We start from the raw sequence: 18,282 nt of genomic DNA on the forward strand, positions 1-18,282 counted from the left end.
GACTTTTGCGCGTGTCCATCATGAAAAGCAGTTCTACAGGCGGCCTGGTCTACTCCACCGACGGCGGCCGCATGTGCCCCGAATGCCGCAAGCCGCTGGCGCAGTGCCTGTGCAAGCAGACCGCCCGTGCGGCCCCCGCCGGCGACGGCGTGGCCCGCGTGTCGCGCGAAACCAAGGGCCGTGGCGGCAAGAGCGTCACCGTGGTCAAGGGCGTGGCGCTGGACGGCGCGGCGCTGAACGCGCTGGGCAAGCAGCTGCGCAACGCCTGCGGCTCCGGCGGAACGGTAAAGGACGGCGTGATCGAGATCCAGGGCGACCACTGCGAACGCGTCATGGAAACCCTGCAAAAACAAGGCATCCGCGCCAAGCGCGCGGGCGGCTGACACCGACGGAGCAACAGCAATGACCGAATCCCAAACCAGCGCCGTCGCCAGTTGGCACGCCCATGTGTATTTCGACGCCGCCAGCCGCGACGCCGCGCACGCCCTGCGCGAACGGATCGCCGCGCGCTTTGCCGGCCAGATGGAGCTGGGGCGCTTCCATGAGCGCCCCGTCGGCCCGCATCCCCAGTGGAGCTACCAGATTGCCTTCACGCCCGAGCGCTTCGCGGAGATCGCCACCTGGCTGACGCTGCACCACGGAGCGCTGGATGTCTTCATGCATCCCAACACCGGCGACTCCCTGCGCGACCACCGCGACTGCGCCGTGTGGATCGGCCGCAGCCACACCCTGAACCTGCAGGCGCTGGGCGCCTGAACCGCTACAGCGCGCGGCCCACGATCAGCGAATCCAGCGCCATCATGGGATCGCTGCTCTTGCCTTCGTATGGCAGGCGGCTGAGCACGTAGCGCATCGCATTGATCCGCGCGCGCTTCTTGCAGTCGGACTTGACCACCACCCAGGGCGCGTCGGCCGTGTCGGTGTGCGCGAACATGGCTTCCTTGGCGCGGGTGTAGTCGTCCCACTTGTCCAGCGAGGCCAGGTCCACCGGGCTGAGCTTCCACTGCTTGAGCGGATGCACCTTGCGCTGCAGGAAGCGGCGGCGCTGTTCTTCCTGGCTGACCGAGAACCAGAACTTGATCAGGTGGATACCGCTGCTGACCAGATGGCGCTCGAAATCCGGCACCTGGCGCAGGAAGTCCAGGTATTCGTTCTGGGTGCAAAAGCCCATCACGCGCTCGACGCCGGCGCGGTTGTACCAGGAGCGGTCGAACATGACGATCTCGCCCGCGGTCGGCAGGTGCTGCACGTAGCGCTGGAAGTACCACTGGCCCTTTTCCGTGTCGGAAGGCTTTTCCAGCGCGACCACGCGCGCGCCGCGCGGGTTCAGGTGTTCCATCATGCGCTTGATGGTGCCGCCCTTGCCGGCGGCGTCGCGGCCTTCGAACAGGATCACGACGCGCTGGCCGGTGGCCTTGACCCAGGCCTGCAGCTTCAGCAGTTCGACCTGCAGGCTGTACTTCTGCTTTTCGTAGTTACGGCGCAGCATGCGGTGGCGATAGGGATAGATGCCTTCGCGCCAGTCCGCGGCCAGCTCATCGTCGGGATTGCGGCGTGTGCGCGGTGCTGCCGAATTGGCTTCCAGCAACGCGCGGTGCACGGCCTGCGCATCGTCCGGCGACAGTTCCTCGATGACCGAGCGCAGCGCCTCGCGCGCCTGGGCCGGCGCGCTGACGTTGTAGCGGCGCGCGATGTCGGCCAGCACGGCGACGGTTTCCTGACGCGCGGCGTCCTGACGGGCGACGACGCGTTTGCGCACATCGAGAGCCGGCTCGGCGGCGGCCGCGGCCGATACGGGGTCAACCGGCGCGGGAGCGCCCGCCGCGAGATCGCCCGCCGCGGGATCGCCCGCCGCGGGATCCACCGCGGCAGGCGCCTTGGCCGCGCGCGGCCTGCGGCTGGTGGTTACCGGCGTGACGACCGTCTTGACCGCCGGCCTCTTGGAGGCGCTGGCGGTCCGCTTGGCCGCGCGCCTGCGCGGCGTGTCGGCTACGGCTTGTTCGGTGGCTGGGGGGGTCTTGTCTGTCATCGATCCTGTCCTCGCTGCGCTGATCGTCCTGTCCGCGCCGGCCAGGCTTGCGCCTGCGGCCTCAGTCGGGAAAAGCGCAAACGCTACTCCGAGCCCTGCCCCGCGGATTTGACTTTGATCAAACGTTGTAACATTTTTGCAGCAACGAAGGCCGCTACACTGGCCTCCCTACACCCGCCCCTGCGCCATGTGGTCATTCATCAAACGGCTGCTAGCCGGCCCGACGCCGCCCGAAGATCCCCTGCGCGAAACCGTGAGCTTCGATGAAGCCGGTTTCACGCGCAGCAGCGAACTGGCGCGCGCCCTGGGCCAGCAGGAATTCTGGCCCTGGAGCGACATCCATGAATTCGGCTTCCGCTACACGCAGGCCGTCTTTCCCGATCCCTGGTCGGGCGACTACATGGAAGGCCTGTGGTTCCTGCGCGTACCCAGCGACGGCGGCGGGCTGATGGCCATGGAATTCGACGAGGCCACGCTCGACGCCGAACGACTGCCTGCCGCCCTGCTGCGGAACATGCCGGGCCTGGACATGGGCGCGCTGCGCGCGGGGCTGGCCGCGGCCGCGCGCGGGCCGCGCAACTTCGAGGACCATGGGGAATGGGTGGCGTGGCGGCGCGTGGCCACTACGCCCGATCCAGGCCCTGCTTGAGGTCGGCCAGGATGTCCTCGGGCGTCTCCAGGCCCACCGACAGCCGCAGCAAGCCCTCGGACAGTCCATAGCGCTCGCGGTCCTCGGCAGAGTAGCTGGCATGCGTCATGGACGCGGGATGCTGGATCAGGGTTTCCGGATCGCCCAGGCTGACCGCGATGCGCGCCAGCTTCAGGCTGTTGAGCAGGCGGCGTCCCGCCGCCAGTCCACCCTTGAGTTCGAACGCGACCAGGCCGCCGCCGGCCGATTGCTGGCGGCGCGCGATCTCCGCGCCCGCCGTATCCGCCAGGCCCGGATAGAACACGTCTGCCACCGCGGGATGCTCGCGCAGCAGCTTGGCCACCTTCAGCGCGGATTCACTGTGGCGCGCCACGCGCAGCTCCAGCGTCTTGATGCCGCGCAGCACCAGGAAGGCGGTGAAGGGCGACAAGGTTGCGCCGGTAAAGTAGCGCAGCCCTTGCAGCCGGATCGCATCGATGTGTTCCTTGCGCCCCAGCACCGCCCCCGCCAGCAGGTCGCCGTGGCCGCCCAGGTACTTGGTGGCCGAATGCAGCACGACGTCGGCGCCATGCTCCAGCGGACGCTGCAGCACCGGCGTGGCGAAAGTGTTGTCGACGATGGTCAGCAGACCCTTGCCGCGGGCAATGGCGGACACCGCCGCGATATCCACCAGGCGCAGGTTGGGATTGGCCGGCGTCTCGAAGTAGACCGCGCGCGTGTTGGGGCCGATGGCCGCCGCCACGGTCTCGGGGCGGGTGAAATCGGCAAACACCGCGCGCACGCCAAAGCGCGCCAGGCCTTGCGTGAACAGGGTGAAGGCGGTGCCATACACGATCTGGTCCACGACGATTTCATCGCCGCTCTGCAATAGCGAGAACAGGGTCGCCGAAATCGCCGCCATGCCGGAGGCGGTCACCACGCCGGCCTCCGCGCCTTCCAGCGAGGCCAGGCGCTCTTCCAGCAGCGCCTGCGTCGGATTGCGCGTGCGGCCGTAGACGTAACCCTGCTTTTCGCCCAGGCGGATCTGGTCGAAGGATTCGATGCTGTCCTGGGTGTAGGTGGAGGTCAGATAGAGCGGCGGAGCCAGGGCGCCCTGCTCGTCCAGCGGGTCATAGCCCAGGTGGATGGCGCGCGTGGCAAAACCGTGTTGCGAGGAGTCGGACATTTCAGCGTTCCTGTGTTTTCGGGTAAGGCCGGGGCGCGCAGCCCCGGCGTGGAGTCAGCGTTTGTGGTCGGCGCGGCGCGACAGCCATTCGCCGGTGAATTGCACAATGGAGACCAGCGCGATCAGGATCACGATCACCTCGAACATCACGCGGGTCTCGTAGCGTTCGTAGCCGTAGCGAATGGCCAGATCGCCCAGGCCGCCCGCGCCTACGGCGCCCGCCATGGCAGAAGCGTTGATCATCGCGATGACGCTGACGGTCATGCCGCCGATGATGCCCGGCAAGGCTTCCGGCAACAGCACGTGGCGCACGATGTGCCAACGGCGGCAACCCATGGCCCTGGCCGCCTCCACCAGCCCGTGATCCACGTCGTTCAGGCTGACCTGGGCGATGCGCGCGAAGAACGGCACCAGATTGGCCGATAGCGGCACGATGGCGGCCCAGGTGCCCAGTGTGGTGCCCACCAGAAAGCGCGTGAACGGCAGCATCGCCACCAGCAGGATGATGAAGGGGATGGCGCGGAAGGTATTGACCGTCACCGACAGGACCTTGTTGAAGCGCGGCCGGGAATACAGATTCCCCGGCGCGGTGACGGTCAGCACCACGGCCAGCGCCAGGCCGAGAACGATGGCGATGACGGCGGACACGCTCACCATCGCCAGGGTCTGCAGGAAAGCCTGCAGGTATTTATCAAGCATTGGCAGCGACATAACCCAGCACCTTGATTTGATCGGCCACCAGCGCGGCGCGCGCGGCCTCTTCCTGTAATGCGCCCGCGGGCACGGACACCAGCAGGCTGCCCTGCGCATGGCCGCGCAGGCGGTCCAGTCCGCCGTGCAGTAGCGTCGCGCCGGGGCCGAGCGCGGCCAGCGCCTGCAAGGACACGCCGTCCGGACGCCCCTGCCCCGTAAAGCGCAACCGCAGCACGGCTACGCCCGCGCGGCCCTGCAGGTCAGGAACCAGCCTGCTGGCGAGATCGGGCGGCAAGTCGTGCTGCAAGGGCCGCAGCAAGGCGCGCGTGGCGTCGGCCTGGGGATTGCCGAACACGCGCCAGACCTCGCCTTCCTCGACCTTGCGGCCGCCGTCCAGCACCAGCACCCTGTGGCAGACCTCGCGGATCACCGCCATGTCGTGCGTGATCAACACCACCGTCAGGCCCAGCTTGCGGTTGATGTCCAGCAACAAGGCCAGGATGGCCTGCGTGGTTTCCGGGTCCAGCGCCGACGTGGCTTCGTCGCACAGCAGGATCTCCGGTTCATGCACCAGCGCGCGGGCGATCCCCACCCGCTGCTTCTGGCCGCCGGACAGTTTTGCCGGATAAACGTCGGCCTTGTCGCGCAGCCCCACCAGCTCCAGCAGTTCCTCTACCCGCGCCCGCGCCGCGGCGGGCTTGACGCCCGCCACGCGCAAGGGCAAGGCCACGTTCTCGGCCACCGTCTTGGCCGACAGCAGATTGAAGTGCTGGAAGATCATGCCGATGCGGCGGCGCAGGCCCACCAGCGCGTTTTCGTCCAGGCCGCCCGCGTCCACGCCGTCCACCAGCACGCGGCCGGCGCTGGGCCGCTCCAGCATGTTGATGGAACGCAGCAGCGTGGACTTGCCCGCGCCGCTGCGGCCGATGATGCCGTAGACCTCGCCGCGGGCGATGGCGAACGACACGTCGGACAGCGCGGCCACCGGCCCCTGCGCGCCCTCGTAGCGCTTCTGCAGCCCTTCGAACACGATGTGCGCATCTGCGGCCTGGGTTCGCGGCGCGGCATCGGCCAGCGTGGCCATGGAGAATTCGTGTTGCATCATTGCCCGGCTCCGATCTCAGAAAACCGGAATCACCGAGCCTTCGTACTTGCTCAGGATGAACTGGCGCACTTCCTCGGAGTGATAGGCCTTGACCAGTTCGGGCACCCAGGGCGCGTTCTTGTCCTGTTCGCGCACCGCGATGATGTTTACGTAAGGATTGTTTTCCTTCTTCTCCACCGCGATGCCGTCGCGCGTGGCGATCAGCCCGGCCTGATAGGCAAAGCTGTTGACGATGGCCGCGGTGTCCACGTCCGGCAGCGAACGCGCCAGCACCACGGAAGCGCTTTCCACGAAGTTGAGCTTCTTGGGGTTGGAGGTCACGTCCGCCAAGGTCGCCGTGCCGGTGGCCGGATCGAACCCGTCCTTCAGCGTGATCAGGCCCTGGTCGCGCAGGATGACCAGCGCGCGCGTCTGGTTGCTGGGGTCGTTGGGAATGCCGACGCGGGCGCCTTCGGGCAGCTCATTGAGCGACTTGTACTTCCTGGAGTAGAACGCGATGGGCGAGATCAGCGTGTTGGCCACGGACACGAGCTTGTAGCCGCGCTGCTTGATCTGGTCGTTCAGGAAGGGAATGTGCTGGAAGGCATTGGCGTTCAGGTCGCCGTTGTTGAGCGCCTCGTTCGGGCTGGCGGTGCCGGTGATCACCACGGGCTCGACCGCCAGGCCGTTCTTCTTGGCGACCTGGGCCACCACTTCCCAGATCTGCTCGTCGACGCCGCCGCGCACGCCCACCTTCAACGGCTTGGGATCGGCCGAAAAAGCCGGGCCATGGAACATTGCCGCCGAAGCCAGCACCGCGCCCAGCAGGCGCTTGAAGAAACGGGAAGTCATGTTGGAATCGCCTCTCAGGCTATGCGGTTATGAGAGAAACGATTCTAGGGAGGGGGACGGACCCGGCGAACGAATAGTTCGTTGAGTCCTTATTACAGGGGCGTTTGGTTATGGCGGCTGTGCATATGGTCCCGGCACATGCCCCGCCGCGCGGATCAGAAGGGCTTGACGACCACCAGCGTCACGATGGCCGCGGACGCGATGACGGTGAAGGGCGCGTACAGATCCACCAGCGGCGGACGCTGGGCGCTGCCATTGGCCATGCGCCGCAATGCCGCGCTCTGGATGCCGAGCAGCGCCGACAGCGCCAGCGCGAAGCCCACCTTGACCCAGATCCAGGTCATGGCGAACCAGCCGAAGGTCATGGCCAGGTGCAGGCCGACCAGCCACGTGAGCACCATGGCCGGCGTGGTCACGTAGAGCGTCCAGCGGCGCAAGGCGCCCAGCATCTTGCGTTCCTTGGGCGCTTCTTCACTGTCCTGCGGCTGCGAGGACAGCAGGAACAGGGACACGAACAGCGATCCGCCCAGCCAGGCGACCACGGCCGCCACGTGTAGCATTTTCAGGAGTTGATAGGTCATGATGACCGCGATTATCGCCGGATGCGGACCGCGCCGTGTATCGGCACGGCGTATCCGTTTGCGCTACGGCAAGCGGCGCCCGGCAACGCAGCCTTACTTGGCCGCCTCGGGGCTGGCCGGGGCGGCGGGCGCGGGAGTCGATGCGGGCGCGCTGGATGCGGGGGCAGCAGATGCAGGGGCAGCAGATGCGGGCGCGGGAACTGCGGGCGCGGGAGCCGCAGCGGCGGGCGCGGCCGGCGAACCGGAACCTCCCGCGGCAGGTGTTTTCGGCGTTTCGCTGCCGCCGTTGGCCGCGGCCGGATTCAAGGTGTCCGCGGGCTTGTCGGGAGATTCCGCCGGCTCGGCCGGCGCGGCCTTGGGTTGCGCCTTGGCCCGGCCGCCTGCGGGCGCATGCGGCGCGGCGGCGGCCTGCGCGTCCGGCAGGAAACGCTGTAGCAGCTGGAAGAAGCCTTCATAGAACTTGGGCCGCGCAACCGTCTGGCTGCCCGTCTTCACCAGCGAATCGTCGCTGGACCCGAACGGCATGGACACCTGGCCCAGCACGCTCACGCCCACGCTGGCCGAGCTATTGGTGCGCTTGATCGAATAGCGGTCCTGCACGGCGTTGGCAAACACCGTGGCGCGCTCATTCGCGCTGCCATCGGAGGCGCATTCGATGTTGAAGGCAATCTGCGTATGCTGGCCGTTTTCGTCCTGAAAATTCTTGTGCCCCGTGACCCGCGAACCCTCGAACTTGTCGATGTTGTAGCCCTGGCTCAGCAAGGCGCGGCGGCCCGCGTCGCAGGCGGCGACGTTACTCGCATCGACGGTGCGCGAGTAAGTGTTGTTCTGGGTGAAGTCTTCTTTTTCGAACTCTGGCTTGGGGGATGAGCATCCCGCCAGAACGCCCACCAGGGCAACGGACAGGGCCAGCGACGGACTGCGGGGAAAACGGGGCATGAATTGGGGGAACAGTAATGCGTCAAGCGTCCGTTATAGCGCATCCCCGGCACCATTTCTTTTACGAGGAATGTGCAGTTCAACGGAGAGGTAACAGAGTTCAAAAAAAGGGCCGCATCGCGGCCCGGGCAGCCCTGGCTGCCTCGTTCAGGGCGACACGCGCGCAGGCGCGAGCGGCGGCGCCTCCTGCGCCTCCAGGTTCAGGCTGCGCCGGTAATGCTTGCAGCCCGCGGCCAGCAGGCCGATGCACAACACCGTGGCCACGCCAACCAGGACCGACATGGACTGCCCTACCGCTGCCGGGTTCTTGAACAGCCGGTCCGTCAGCATGGCCACGGCGGTGGTGCCCAGGCCCAATCCGATCAGGTTCGAGATCAGCAGGAACAGCGCCGATACCTGGGCGCGCAGCTGATTGGGCGGCAGTATCTGCATCGCGGCGGTCGAGGTCGGCATCGGAAACGAGGCGAAGAACATGGCCGGCAGCAGCAAGCCCACCGACCACCACAGCGAATCGACCTGGGTGAAGACCACCGCAGGCAGGGCCATGCCGGCCGCGCCAATCACGCCAGCGCGCAACGGCGCATCGCTGTAGCCCCGCTTGGCCAGCCAATCCATCAGCCAGCCGCCACAGAACACCCCGGCGGTATTGGCGACCAGCACCACCACGCCCAGCATGTAGCCGGCTTCCGAGGGCGACATGCCGAACTTGCGCATGTAGAACGCCGGCGTCCAGCCCAGCAGTGCGAACAGCACCATCGCATAGAACGAGAAGCCCAGGTAGTGGCAGAAGAAGGTGCTGCGATGGCGCCCCAGGAAGCGGAAGGTATCTTCCATGGCGGGCTTCTGCACCTGCCCCGAGGCATTGCGCCGCAAGCCCAGCCGCTGCGGATCGCGCACCGTCAGCAGGATCAGCAGCGCAATCAGCAGGCCAGGCAATCCCACAATGAAGAAGGTCACCTGCCAGGGCCGCATTGCGCCTATCCACGGCAAGGCAACCGTATCCACGCTCTTGAGCAGGTTGATGACGTAGCCGCCGATCAGGAACGCCATGCCGCCGCCGATGAACGAGCCGATCGAATAGATGCCGACGGCGCGCCCCAGCTTCTCGCGCGGGAACATGTCGCTGAGCATGGAGTACGTGGCGGGCGAGAGCGCCGCCTCGCCCACGCCCACGCCGATCCGCGCGAGAAACATCTGCGCGAAATTGCGCGAAAGCCCACAGGCCGCCGTGGCCAGGCTCCAGAACGCCACGCCGATCGCGATGATCCTGGGCCGCGAATAGCGATCCGCCAGCAAGGCTATCGGTATGCCCATGAAGGCGTAGAACAAGGAAAACGCCAGCCCGTGCAGCAAGCTGAATTGCGTGTCGGACAGCTGCAGGTCGTGCTTGATGGGTTCGATCATCAGCGCCAGGATCTGCCTGTCGACGAAGGAAAATATGTACGCTAGCATGCATATCACCACGACGTACCACTCGTAGGCGTAGCTAGGTTTTGATCCGTGCCGCGGGCTGCCGTCAGTCATGGTTTGTTTCCCTTGTATGGTGGTGAGATCTGCCCATGCCCAAGGGCCGGGTTGTGTCTCACTTGCTTGCAGGCCCATCTTTTGTAGGTCTTTGCGCAGCCAGCCTCTATACGCCTGACGCAAGGACTGTTCCCGCTGCGCAGGAAAGCATGTTCAACGACACCAATCCGCTGGACCGCCATTGCTTGCTGGACTCGGGCAACATCGCCGAGATCAAGGACCAGGTCAGCCAGCACCTATGGTCGCACCGCATGTGCGTTCCCCCGGGAAAACCCCTGCAATCGCGCCTGTACGGCGTCTTCTTCGGCAACGCAGCCTTGTTCGACCTGCACTATGGCGCGGAAGTCGAGATCGACGCCGGCGACATCGCCAGCTACTACCTGATCCGCATCACGCTGCAAGGCTCCGGGCTGATCACGCTGGGCAAGCGCAGCGCGTCGATGAACGCGGGCAGCCTGACCATTTCCTCGCCGTCCGAGCGCAGCGTGATCCGCATCGGCCGCGACTGCCGCAACCTGATCCTGCGCATCGAGCGCGAGGCGCTGGAACGCCAGCTGCAGCGGCTGCTCGAGCGCCCCGCCAAACAGGCGCTGGTGTTCGACCTGCAAATGGATGCCGACGCGCCCGGACCGGTGGCAGTGCGCGAAACGCTGGACTATCTATGCCGGCTGTACCGCCATCCCGCCATCGAAGGCGTCACGCAAACGCTGGCCGCCGGCTTTTCAGACTACCTGCTGACGCTGCTGCTGACCCAGCTGCCGCACAACTACTCCGAGGCCTTGCAGGCAGACCGCCGCCAACCGCTGCCCCTGCATGTGCGGCGCGCGCGCGATTACATAGAAAGCCATCTGGACCAGCCGCTATCGCTGACGGACCTGGCGGCCCACTGCGGCGTCTCCGTGCGCACGCTGCAAAACGGCTTCTCGCAGTTCCTGAAGCAAAGTCCCAGCGACTACGTGCGCAACCAGCGGCTGGCCCAGGTGCACGCGGCGCTTGCGCAAGCCGGCGAAGGCGACAGCGTCACCGACATCCTGCTGCGGCACGGCATTTCCAGCTTCGGGCATTTCGCCACCCACTATCGCAAGCGCTACGGCTGCCTGCCGTCGGACACCCTGCGCCAAAGCAGGCATTAGGCGTTGCACGGCAGCGCCAGGATTCGCTTGCCGGATCGGAACGCCGCTTGCGCGTTCGGCGCAGCCCCGCCAGCGCGCCGCCGCTAGGATCAAGGCTCCATCAGACGGAGCTTGACCATGAGAATCAGCGTCATAGGCGGCGGCCACGGCTGCTACGCGGCAGCGGCCGAGCTGTTCGAGAAAGGCCATCACGTGCGCTGGTGGCGCCGGGACTGGACGGCCTTCCAGGGCTTGCGCGACGCGGGCGCGCTGACGGTCACCGACTATCGCGGCAGCCGCCAGATTCCGCTGGGCGACGGCCCCCGCCAGTTGCAGCTGGTGCGCGACCTGGCCACTGCCGTGGAGAATGCGGAGCTGCTGGTCATTCCCCTGCCTTCCACCACCCACGAAGCGCTGGCCCGGGAATTGGCGCCGCTGCTGCGCGACGGCCAGGTCGTGTTCCTGCCGCCGGGCACCTTCGGCTGCTACGTCTTCGCCCGCGCCATGAAAGAAGCAGGAAATGCCGCGAACACGGCCTTCGCCGAGACCGGCACCCTGCCCTACCTGGCCCGCAAGCATGGCGAAAAGGTCGTGATCAGCGGCTACGCCACCCGCCTGCCCACCGGCGTCTTTCCGCGGCGGCTGTCGGAGCAGGCGCTGGCCGTGGTCCATCGCGCCTACCCCAGCGTCGAACCGATAGAGGACGGGCTTTCGGGCGCGCTGATGAACGCCGGTCCCATCATCCATCCGCCGCTCATCATGATGAATGCAGGGCCGCTGGAACACTTCGACAAATGGGACATCCACAACGAAGGCACCCAGGCCTCCATACGGCGCGTGACCGACGCGCTGGACGCGGAGCGCATCGCCATCCGCGTGGCCCTGGGCTATGCCGCGCCGCACTTCCCGTTGGCCGACCACTATGCCGCCGAAGGCGATGAATGGATGTACGGCCGCGGCGCCCATGGCAGGCTCACCGACAGCGGCGACTGGCGCGAGGACATAGACCTGCACACGCACCGCTACATGCTGGAGGACACGCGGCTTGGCCTGTCATTCCTGGTGTCCGCCGGCCGCTGGGCGGGCGTGCCGACGCCGGTCGCGCAAGGCCTGCTGAGCCTGGCCAGCGCGGTCACGGGACGCGACCTCTACGCCGAAGGACGCACGTTCGAACGCCTGGGCCTGGACCGCCTGTCGCGCGCGGACATGCGCCAGCTTCTGGCCGAAGGCTGCTGACACGGAGATGCAAGCCATGAACGAAAGACTCTGCGTAATCGGCGCCGGCCGCATGGGCGTGGGCATCACGCTGTCATACATCCATGCCGGACTGGACGTCACGCTGATAGACATCAAGCCGCGCCCGCCCGCCGAGCAGGCCGATTACTTCGCACGCGTGCGGGACGATCTGCGCCGCGAACTCGGCATCCTGTGCAGGCTGGGCTTGCTCGATGCCGCGCAGGCAGAGGTGGCGCTGGCGCGCATCCGCCTATGCACGCGCGAGGATGCCGAAGCAGATCTGCGGCAGGCGCGCGTAGTGTTCGAAGCCGTGCCTGAACGCCTGGACGCCAAGCGCGATGCCTTTCTGTGGTTGGGAGCGGCCTGCGCGCCGGACAGCATCATCGCGTCCACCACGTCCACCTTTCTGGTCACCGAGCTGGCGGAGCTGGTGCAAGGTCCGCAGCGCTTCCTGAACGCTCACTGGCTCAACCCCGCCTACCTGATACCGCTGGTGGAAGTGAGCCGCGGCCCCCAGACCAGCGAGGCCGCGACGCAAGGGCTGCTGGCAGCGCTGCGCCTGGCGGGCAAGAAGCCCGTGCAGTGCGCCCCCGCCGCCGGCTACATCGTGCCCCGCATCCAGGCCCTGGCCATGAACGAAGCGGCCCGCATGGTGGATGAAGGCGTGGCCAGCGCCGAAGACATCGACACGGCCGTGCGCCTGGGCTTCGGCCTGCGGTTTTCGGTTCTGGGGCTGCTGGAGTTCATCGACTGGGGCGGCGGCGACATCCTCTACTACGCCTCGCGCTACCTCGCCGATGCCATCGATCCGCGCTTCGCCTCGCCTGCCGTCATCGCCAGCAACATGGAACAAGGGCGCAACGGGCTGCGCGACGGCCAGGGCTTCTATGACTACGCCGGCATGGACGTAAATGCCTACAAGATGGAGCGGCTGGCGCAATTGTGCAAGCGTCTGGAAGTGATGGACCTGTTGCCCCGCCACAACGCGGCAAGGCAGCCGCCCGCGCGATAGCGCGCCGGCCTGCGCGCCTACTTCTCCAATTCGCCCAGGATCCGGTACGCCAGCCGGACCCTGGCCTCGTTCGGATAGTTGCGGTTGGCCAGTATCACGATGCCCAGCTTCTTCGACGGCACGAATGCCACATAGCCGCCGAAGCCGTTGGTCGAACCCGTCTTGTTGATCCACACGGCCTCCTGCGGCGGCAGCGGCGGGTTCAATGCGGTCACGGGCTGGCTCTGGCTGTTGTAATTGCCGGCATTGGCCGTCAGCAACGCGTCCAGCGTCGCCGGATAGCGCAATTGCTCCCAGGCCAGGTCCTGGGTCATGTCGCCCAGCTGGTAATAGCCGACGTGCGTCTGCGCAATCGCGCCGCGCAGTTCGGCATCGGCGAGGTTCAAGCCCATGTTCGCGTCGACGAAGCGGATCAGGTCGCGCGCGCTGGTCTTCACGCCATAGGCTTCGTCGGCCAGCACGCCCGGATTCACGCGCACGGGCGCATCCTGCTTGTTGTAGCCCTGCGCGTAGTCCGCCACCCTGGCGGCCGGCACGTCGATGTAGGTGCTGGTCAGGCCCAGCTTGGGAAACAGGTCCCGCTCCATGGCCGCCTTGAACGGCCGGTTCAGGCTCTTGGCCGCAACCACGCCCAGCATGCCGATGCTGGGGTTGGCGTAGGTGCGATACGTGCCGGCGGCATGCTCGGGCTTCCAGGCCTTGAGGTAAGCCATCATCTGCGCCTGGTTCGTGACCGCGTCGGGCACCTGCAAGGGAAAGCCGCCGGTCGTGTGCGTCCCCAGGTTGATCAGGCTCAGTTTGGCGAAGTCGCTGCCGGCGAGCTCGGGCAGATACTTGGCCGGGCTGTCGCTCAGCGCCAGGCGGCCGCGCGCCTGTGCGTAGGTTGCCAGGGTTGCCGTGTAGGTCTTGCTGATGGAGCCGATCTCGTACAGCGTGTCGCTGTCGGCCCGCCTGCCGGTTTGCCTGGATGCCACGCCATAGTTGTAGAAATGTTGCGTCCCGTTGCGGGTCACGGCGATCGACATTCCCGCAATGCCATGTTCGCGCATGACGGCCTGGACCGCCTCGTCGACCTTGCTGTCGGTCTCCGCCTGTCCGGCCTGCGCCAGCCCGCAGCCTGCGGCCATCAGCGTAAACAATCCCGTGCGCAGCATGCTGTTCAAGCGCATTCTCGTCATTCCCTGTCGTGTCGGATCGGTGGCGCCGCGACGGCGGCGCGCAAGCATCGTAACGCGGCGCGGCGCCTTATTGGTACTAACCCTTGGTCTCATTTTGGGGGATTTTGGCTATCCTCGCCTCGTCGATCCAAAACCCCGCAGAAGAGACCTGCCCCCGCGGCAGGCGCCGACGGAGCAACCGCCCCGGAAACTCTCAGGCAAACAGGACTGCGCGGTCTAGACAATCTGGAGAGAGGCGCGGATTGCGCCCACCGAAGGGGAACCCGCCGCCGCCTGCGCCGCGGGTGAAGCTCTCAGGTACAGAGACAGATGGGGTGCTGCGGCCGGGTGGCCGCGGCCACTCAATCTGGAGCCATCATGCCCCGCATCGCCATCATTGGCGCCGGTATCACCGGCGTCACGTCCGCCTATGCCCTGAGCAAACTGGGATACCACGTCACCGTCTACGACCGCCAGCGCTATCCGGCCATGGAGACTTCCTACGCCAACGGCGGCCAGTTGTCGGCCAGCAACGCCGAGGTCTGGAACAGCACCGCCACCATCATGAAAGGCCTGCGCTGGCTCGGCCGCCACAACGCGCCGCTGCTGCTCAATCCCCGCTTCAGCTGGCACAAGTACTCCTGGCTGGCGCAGTTCATCGGACAGATCCGCAACTACCGCCGCAACACCATCGAGACCACGCGGCTTGCCATTGCCGCGCGCCAGCACCTGTACGCCATGGCGGAAGAAGAAGGCATAGATTTCGACCTGGAGCGCCGCGGCATCCTGCATATCTACCACGACGCCACCAGCTTCGAGACCGCGCGCCGCGCCAATGCGCTGCTGCAGGAAGGCGGGCTGGAGCGCTACGCGGTGTCGCCCGAGGAAGCGCGCAGCATCGAACCCACGCTGCAAACCCCTTGCCATGGCGGCTTCTACACGCCCTCGGACGCCACCGGCGACATCCACAAGTTCACCAGCGGCCTGGCCCGCGCCTGCGAGCGCCGCGGCGTGCGCTTCGCGCAGGACGCCGACATCCGCAACATCAGCGTGGACGGCGCGCCCTACGTGCTCGACGTCGCGCGCGAGGGCGGCGCGCGCCGCGAGCAGCACGAGGCCGACGCCATCGTCGTCTGCGCCGGCGCCGTCAGCCGGCAGTTCGCCAGGCAGCTGGGCGACACGCTCAACATCTACCCGGTCAAGGGCTATTCCATCAGCGTGCACCTGGACGACGCCGCCAGCCAGGCGGCCGCACCGCACGTCAGCCTGCTGGACGAAGCCGCCAAGATCGTCACCAGCCGCCTCGGCGACCGCTTCCGCGTGGCCGGCACGGCCGAGTTCAACGGCTTCAACATGGACATCCGCGCCGAACGCGTGCAGCCGCTGGTGGACTGGACCCGCAAGCACTTCCCCGGCATCCGAACTTCGCGCGTGGTGCCGTGGTGCGGGCTGCGCCCCATGACCCCGAGCATGATGCCCCGCGTGGGTCCGGGCAGGCGGCCCGGCGTGTTCTACAACACGGGGCATGGGCATCTGGGCTGGACCTTGTCGGCGGCGACGGCGCAGATGCTGGCGGCTAGCGTGAGGGAGGGGGTGGGAGAGGCTTGAGTTGAGGCGAGCAAACCCAGCATTGATGCAACCAGGTTTGCTCGTACCGCTTCGCCTACTTTCTGTCCGAATAATGGGAGAAAAGCCGGCGGATAAGTGAACTCCAGTCTACAGTTGCACCTGTCGGTACTTGCACTGGAGGCCCATGCCGTGAAACGCTCGCATCAAGACCAGGCGATTCCATACTGCAATCGCAGCGGGGATAAGGCGGAAGCCTATGCCCTGCTCAAGCTAATCGATCGAGGCCGGCGCGAAATATCGCAGGGAAACGTCATTCCTGCGGGCCACGTCTTTGCCCAATTTGAAGCAATGGACAAAGATGCCGAGGAATGACACTCCCGATTGCATTTCTTCCGCCCGTGGTGAATCTGTTCGCGGAAATTGATCTGCAAGCTCAATAATGCAAGCTCGCTACGAATGCTCAGGTCCCGACGCTGCGCGCTCCAACTCCTTGTGTGTGTAACGCCGCGTCGGTCAATGTACTAAGGCCGCATCCCTGTCTTCGGCAGTCAGCAGTTCCGCGTCCGCATCGTGCCGGAGACTGTCCTTGCACACCTCCCCATCCTTCACAACCAGCAAGATCCTCTCCGGATCCACCAGCAGCGACAGATCCTTCAGCGGATCCCCGTCGACCATGACCACGTCCGCCAGATAGCCGGGACGCAGCATGCCCAATTCCTGCGGTCGTTGCATGATCTCGCCGCCCAGCCGAGTGGCGGACACCAGCGCTTCGGTCGGGGTCATGCCGATGTAGTCCACGAAGTATTGCAGGTCGCGGGCGTTGGTGCCGTGCGGCATCCAGGCAAAGCCGTAGTCGCCGCCGGGCAGGATGCGGATGCCCCGCTTGTGCATCTTGCGCAGCGACTCCGAGGCGATTTCCAGTTCGCGCTTGTAGCCCATCTGCTCGGCGATGGCGGGCGTGATGCCGTACTCGGACGCGTTGAAGGCCGTCCTGATCAGCCAGCCTATGCCCGGCGCGACGAAGTGGCTGTCTTTCCTGGCTTCCAGCATGTCGAGCGCCTCTTCATCGGCAAAGCTGGCGTGGTAGATCATCTCGATGCCGTGGCGCACGCATTGCTTGACCGACTCGCTGGAGCGCGCGTGCGCCGCGACGCGCTTGCCATAGCGCTTGGCCTCGTTCGCCAGCATGGCGATCTCGTCTTCTGCGAACGGCGACATCTCGGCCGGCAGCCCGGCGATGTACTCGCCGGACAGATTTATCTTCAGGTGATCGACACCGTATTTGATGAAGGTGCGCGCCGAGCGCCGGATCTCTTCAGGGCCACAGCACACGCTGCCGAAGCTAAGCTCGTCGAACGGCATGTGCGGCAGCGAGTTGTCGCCCAGCGCGCCTATGGTGGTGATCTCCTGGCTGCCCGCCAGGTAGCGCGGCCCCGGGCATTCGCCGGCGTTGATGGCGTTACGCAGCACCACGTCCAGGCGCGGCTTGGCCGCGGCCGCGCCGATGGCCGAGGTCCAGCCCATTTCCAGATAGCGTTTGGCCACGCGCACGCACCAGAGAATGTGCTCTTCCGGCGGCATGAACTGGATCGCCGCCAGCGTGGGCTGGTCGTTCCAGGAGAAATGCGTGTGCGCTTCCGTCATGCCGGGCATCAGGAAGCGGCCGCGTCCGTCGATGAGGCGCGCGCCCTCCCGACTCACCTGCTCGGGCGCGCGCGCGACCTGCGCGATGCGCGCGCCATCGATCAACACTTCGCCTTGAAAAGGTTCCATGCCGCTGCCATCGAAGATGGCGACATTGGTAATGGCAATTCTGGACATGACAGGTCTCCTCCGGCCCGCGTCGAGGGGCCGATTTCTTATGTTGAAACGCCAGGAAAACGTGGCCTAGCGCAGCGCCGCGTGGAACTCCCGCAGGGCCTGCATGCAGGCTTGGGGCTTTTCGTAGGTGGTCCAGTGGCCGCATCCGTCCAGCACGATGCGGCGGCTGCCCGCGATGCGCGCGGCCAGGGCGTCAACGTTGGCGGGCGGCGCCACGCCGTCCTGGTCGCCGGTAATCAGGACAGCCGGTACGCCTATCGCTTCCGCGGCGGCCGGCTGCGCATCCGCCAGCGCCTCGCAGCTTTGCGCGTAGCCTTCGGGCGGCTGGCGCATCACGCTTTCGCGCACCAGCGCCAGCACGGCGGGCTGATCCTGCCTGGTCTGGGCGCTGGTCGCGCCCTTGACGATGGCGTCGGCGATCTCCTGCATGGCCGCATCGCCGCCGCGGGCCAGCGCCGCCCGCGCGCGGATGCCGGGCCGGCCCGCGTCGGGCGGCGCGGCCAGCGGGCCGAACAGGGCCAGCGACTTGACCCGGCCCGGATGCGCCACGGCAAGATGCTGGGCCACGATGGTTCCGAGCGAATGGGCGGCGACATGCGCCGCATCGACGTCCAATGCGTCCAGCAGTCCGGCCAGCGCGTCCACATAGACAGCGATGGACAGGCGCTTTTCGCCCAACGCCGAGCGCGCGCTGCCCGGCAGGTCGGGACGGATCACGCGAAAGCCGTCGAAGGCGCCCATGACGGGCGTCCAGGTATTCGAGGAACCGCCCAGGCCGTGTATGCACAACAGTGCCGGCCCCTCGCCGTCGATCTCCACGGCCATGCCGTTGACGTGTTGCGTGCTCATGCCGCCGTCT

Annotated in this window: 19 protein-coding genes and 2 riboswitches; of the genes, 8 read left to right on the plus strand and 11 right to left on the minus strand. The window is 66.5% G+C overall.

The genetic code is table 11. The features are described 5' to 3' along the window. The first annotated feature begins 20 nt into the window (after nucleotides 1–20). Both N5C88_RS07995 and N5C88_RS08000 read left to right on the plus strand, forming a co-directional pair. Nucleotides 21–383 (plus strand): translation initiation factor Sui1, encoded by a 363-nt coding sequence (locus tag N5C88_RS07995; RefSeq protein ID WP_059372849.1) that lies wholly within the window; start codon nucleotides 21–23, stop codon nucleotides 381–383. A 19-nt stretch (nucleotides 384–402) separates the two neighbouring features. Then, the gene (locus tag N5C88_RS08000; RefSeq protein ID WP_059372634.1) at nucleotides 403–756 is read left to right on the plus strand and encodes a DOPA 4,5-dioxygenase family protein; all 354 of its coding nucleotides are present in this window, start codon (nucleotides 403–405) and stop codon (nucleotides 754–756) included. Nucleotides 757–760: 4 nt separating this feature from the next. Here the strand turns inward: N5C88_RS08000 and ppk2 are convergent, their stop codons facing one another. Further along, the gene (gene ppk2, locus N5C88_RS08005; RefSeq protein ID WP_251881831.1) at nucleotides 761–2,029 is read right to left on the minus strand and encodes a polyphosphate kinase 2; all 1,269 of its coding nucleotides are present in this window, start codon (nucleotides 2,027–2,029) and stop codon (nucleotides 761–763) included. Nucleotides 2,030–2,216: 187 nt separating this feature from the next. Between ppk2 and N5C88_RS08010 the strand changes: the two genes are divergently transcribed. Continuing rightward, complete coding sequence (locus tag N5C88_RS08010; RefSeq protein ID WP_165867970.1) at nucleotides 2,217–2,678, plus strand: hypothetical protein; 462 nt, start codon at nucleotides 2,217–2,219, stop codon at nucleotides 2,676–2,678. Here N5C88_RS08010 and N5C88_RS08015 read toward each other — a convergent pair. The 7 genes from N5C88_RS08015 to N5C88_RS08045 form a co-directional block, all read right to left on the minus strand. Next, nucleotides 2,653–3,843 carry an aminotransferase class I/II-fold pyridoxal phosphate-dependent enzyme gene (locus N5C88_RS08015; RefSeq protein WP_059372628.1) on the minus strand — a complete coding sequence of 397 codons (1,191 nt, stop codon included), beginning with the start codon at nucleotides 3,841–3,843 and terminating at the stop codon, nucleotides 2,653–2,655. The two genes, N5C88_RS08010 and N5C88_RS08015, sit on opposite strands and share 26 nt — an antisense overlap. 54 nt (nucleotides 3,844–3,897) lie before the next feature. Further along, nucleotides 3,898–4,554 carry an ABC transporter permease gene (locus N5C88_RS08020; protein WP_280015103.1) on the minus strand — a complete coding sequence of 219 codons (657 nt, stop codon included), beginning with the start codon at nucleotides 4,552–4,554 and terminating at the stop codon, nucleotides 3,898–3,900. Next, on the minus strand, nucleotides 4,535–5,641 hold the full coding sequence (locus tag N5C88_RS08025; protein ID WP_280015104.1) for an ATP-binding cassette domain-containing protein: 1,107 nt from the start codon (nucleotides 5,639–5,641) through the stop codon (nucleotides 4,535–4,537). The genes N5C88_RS08020 and N5C88_RS08025 overlap by 20 nt, the downstream gene beginning before the upstream one ends. Nucleotides 5,642–5,656: 15 nt before the next feature. After that, entirely contained in the window at nucleotides 5,657–6,472 is an 816-nt protein-coding gene (locus tag N5C88_RS08030) for a MetQ/NlpA family lipoprotein (protein WP_054452716.1), read from the minus strand. A gap of 155 nt (nucleotides 6,473–6,627) precedes the next feature. Then, nucleotides 6,628–7,053 carry a CopD family protein gene (locus tag N5C88_RS08035; RefSeq protein ID WP_118934751.1) on the minus strand — a complete coding sequence of 142 codons (426 nt, stop codon included), beginning with the start codon at nucleotides 7,051–7,053 and terminating at the stop codon, nucleotides 6,628–6,630. A 93-nt stretch (nucleotides 7,054–7,146) separates the two neighbouring features. Beyond that, nucleotides 7,147–7,992, minus strand: coding sequence for a DUF2242 domain-containing protein (locus tag N5C88_RS08040; protein ID WP_280015105.1), 846 nt, complete (start codon nucleotides 7,990–7,992; stop codon nucleotides 7,147–7,149). Nucleotides 7,993–8,139: 147 nt separating this feature from the next. Beyond that, nucleotides 8,140–9,516 carry an MFS transporter gene (locus N5C88_RS08045; protein WP_118934747.1) on the minus strand — a complete coding sequence of 459 codons (1,377 nt, stop codon included), beginning with the start codon at nucleotides 9,514–9,516 and terminating at the stop codon, nucleotides 8,140–8,142. Between the two features lie 149 nt (nucleotides 9,517–9,665). Here N5C88_RS08045 and N5C88_RS08050 point away from each other — a divergent pair, with 149 nt between their 5' ends. From N5C88_RS08050 to N5C88_RS08060, 3 genes are all read left to right on the plus strand, one after another. Next, nucleotides 9,666–10,649 (plus strand): AraC family transcriptional regulator, encoded by a 984-nt coding sequence (locus tag N5C88_RS08050; protein WP_118934745.1) that lies wholly within the window; start codon nucleotides 9,666–9,668, stop codon nucleotides 10,647–10,649. A 117-nt stretch (nucleotides 10,650–10,766) separates the two neighbouring features. Beyond that, complete coding sequence (locus N5C88_RS08055; protein ID WP_280015106.1) at nucleotides 10,767–11,864, plus strand: NAD/NADP-dependent octopine/nopaline dehydrogenase family protein; 1,098 nt, start codon at nucleotides 10,767–10,769, stop codon at nucleotides 11,862–11,864. 7 nt (nucleotides 11,865–11,871) lie between these two features. Next, nucleotides 11,872–12,876 carry a 3-hydroxybutyryl-CoA dehydrogenase gene (locus N5C88_RS08060; RefSeq protein ID WP_280015107.1) on the plus strand — a complete coding sequence of 335 codons (1,005 nt, stop codon included), beginning with the start codon at nucleotides 11,872–11,874 and terminating at the stop codon, nucleotides 12,874–12,876. 17 nt (nucleotides 12,877–12,893) lie between these two features. Here N5C88_RS08060 and ampC read toward each other — a convergent pair whose 3' ends face one another. Further along, nucleotides 12,894–14,045: a class C beta-lactamase gene (gene ampC / locus N5C88_RS08065; protein ID WP_280015121.1), complete on the minus strand. Its 1,152-nt coding sequence runs from the start codon at nucleotides 14,043–14,045 to the stop codon at nucleotides 12,894–12,896. Between the two features lie 137 nt (nucleotides 14,046–14,182). Beyond that, a riboswitch (glycine riboswitch) is annotated at nucleotides 14,183–14,274 on the plus strand. Between the two features lies 1 nt (nucleotide 14,275). Further along, nucleotides 14,276–14,367, plus strand: a riboswitch (glycine riboswitch). A 44-nt stretch (nucleotides 14,368–14,411) separates the two neighbouring features. Here ampC and N5C88_RS08070 point away from each other — a divergent pair. Continuing rightward, entirely contained in the window at nucleotides 14,412–15,641 is a 1,230-nt protein-coding gene (locus N5C88_RS08070; protein WP_118934737.1) for a D-amino acid dehydrogenase, read from the plus strand. Nucleotides 15,642–15,791: 150 nt separating this feature from the next. Then, on the plus strand, nucleotides 15,792–15,974 hold the full coding sequence (locus N5C88_RS08075) for a hypothetical protein (protein ID WP_124260413.1): 183 nt from the start codon (nucleotides 15,792–15,794) through the stop codon (nucleotides 15,972–15,974). Between the two features lie 141 nt (nucleotides 15,975–16,115). Here N5C88_RS08075 and N5C88_RS08080 read toward each other — a convergent pair whose 3' ends face one another. Beyond that, entirely contained in the window at nucleotides 16,116–17,423 is a 1,308-nt protein-coding gene (locus tag N5C88_RS08080) for an amidohydrolase family protein (RefSeq protein WP_118934735.1), read from the minus strand. Between the two features lie 66 nt (nucleotides 17,424–17,489). Continuing rightward, nucleotides 17,490–18,272 (minus strand): alpha/beta hydrolase, encoded by a 783-nt coding sequence (locus N5C88_RS08085; protein ID WP_280015108.1) that lies wholly within the window; start codon nucleotides 18,270–18,272, stop codon nucleotides 17,490–17,492. Nucleotides 18,273–18,282: the final 10 nt, after the last annotated feature.

It is taken from the genome of Achromobacter sp. GD03932, from assembly GCF_029839485.1.
Classification (GTDB): domain Bacteria; phylum Pseudomonadota; class Gammaproteobacteria; order Burkholderiales; family Burkholderiaceae_B; genus Achromobacter; species Achromobacter bronchisepticus_A.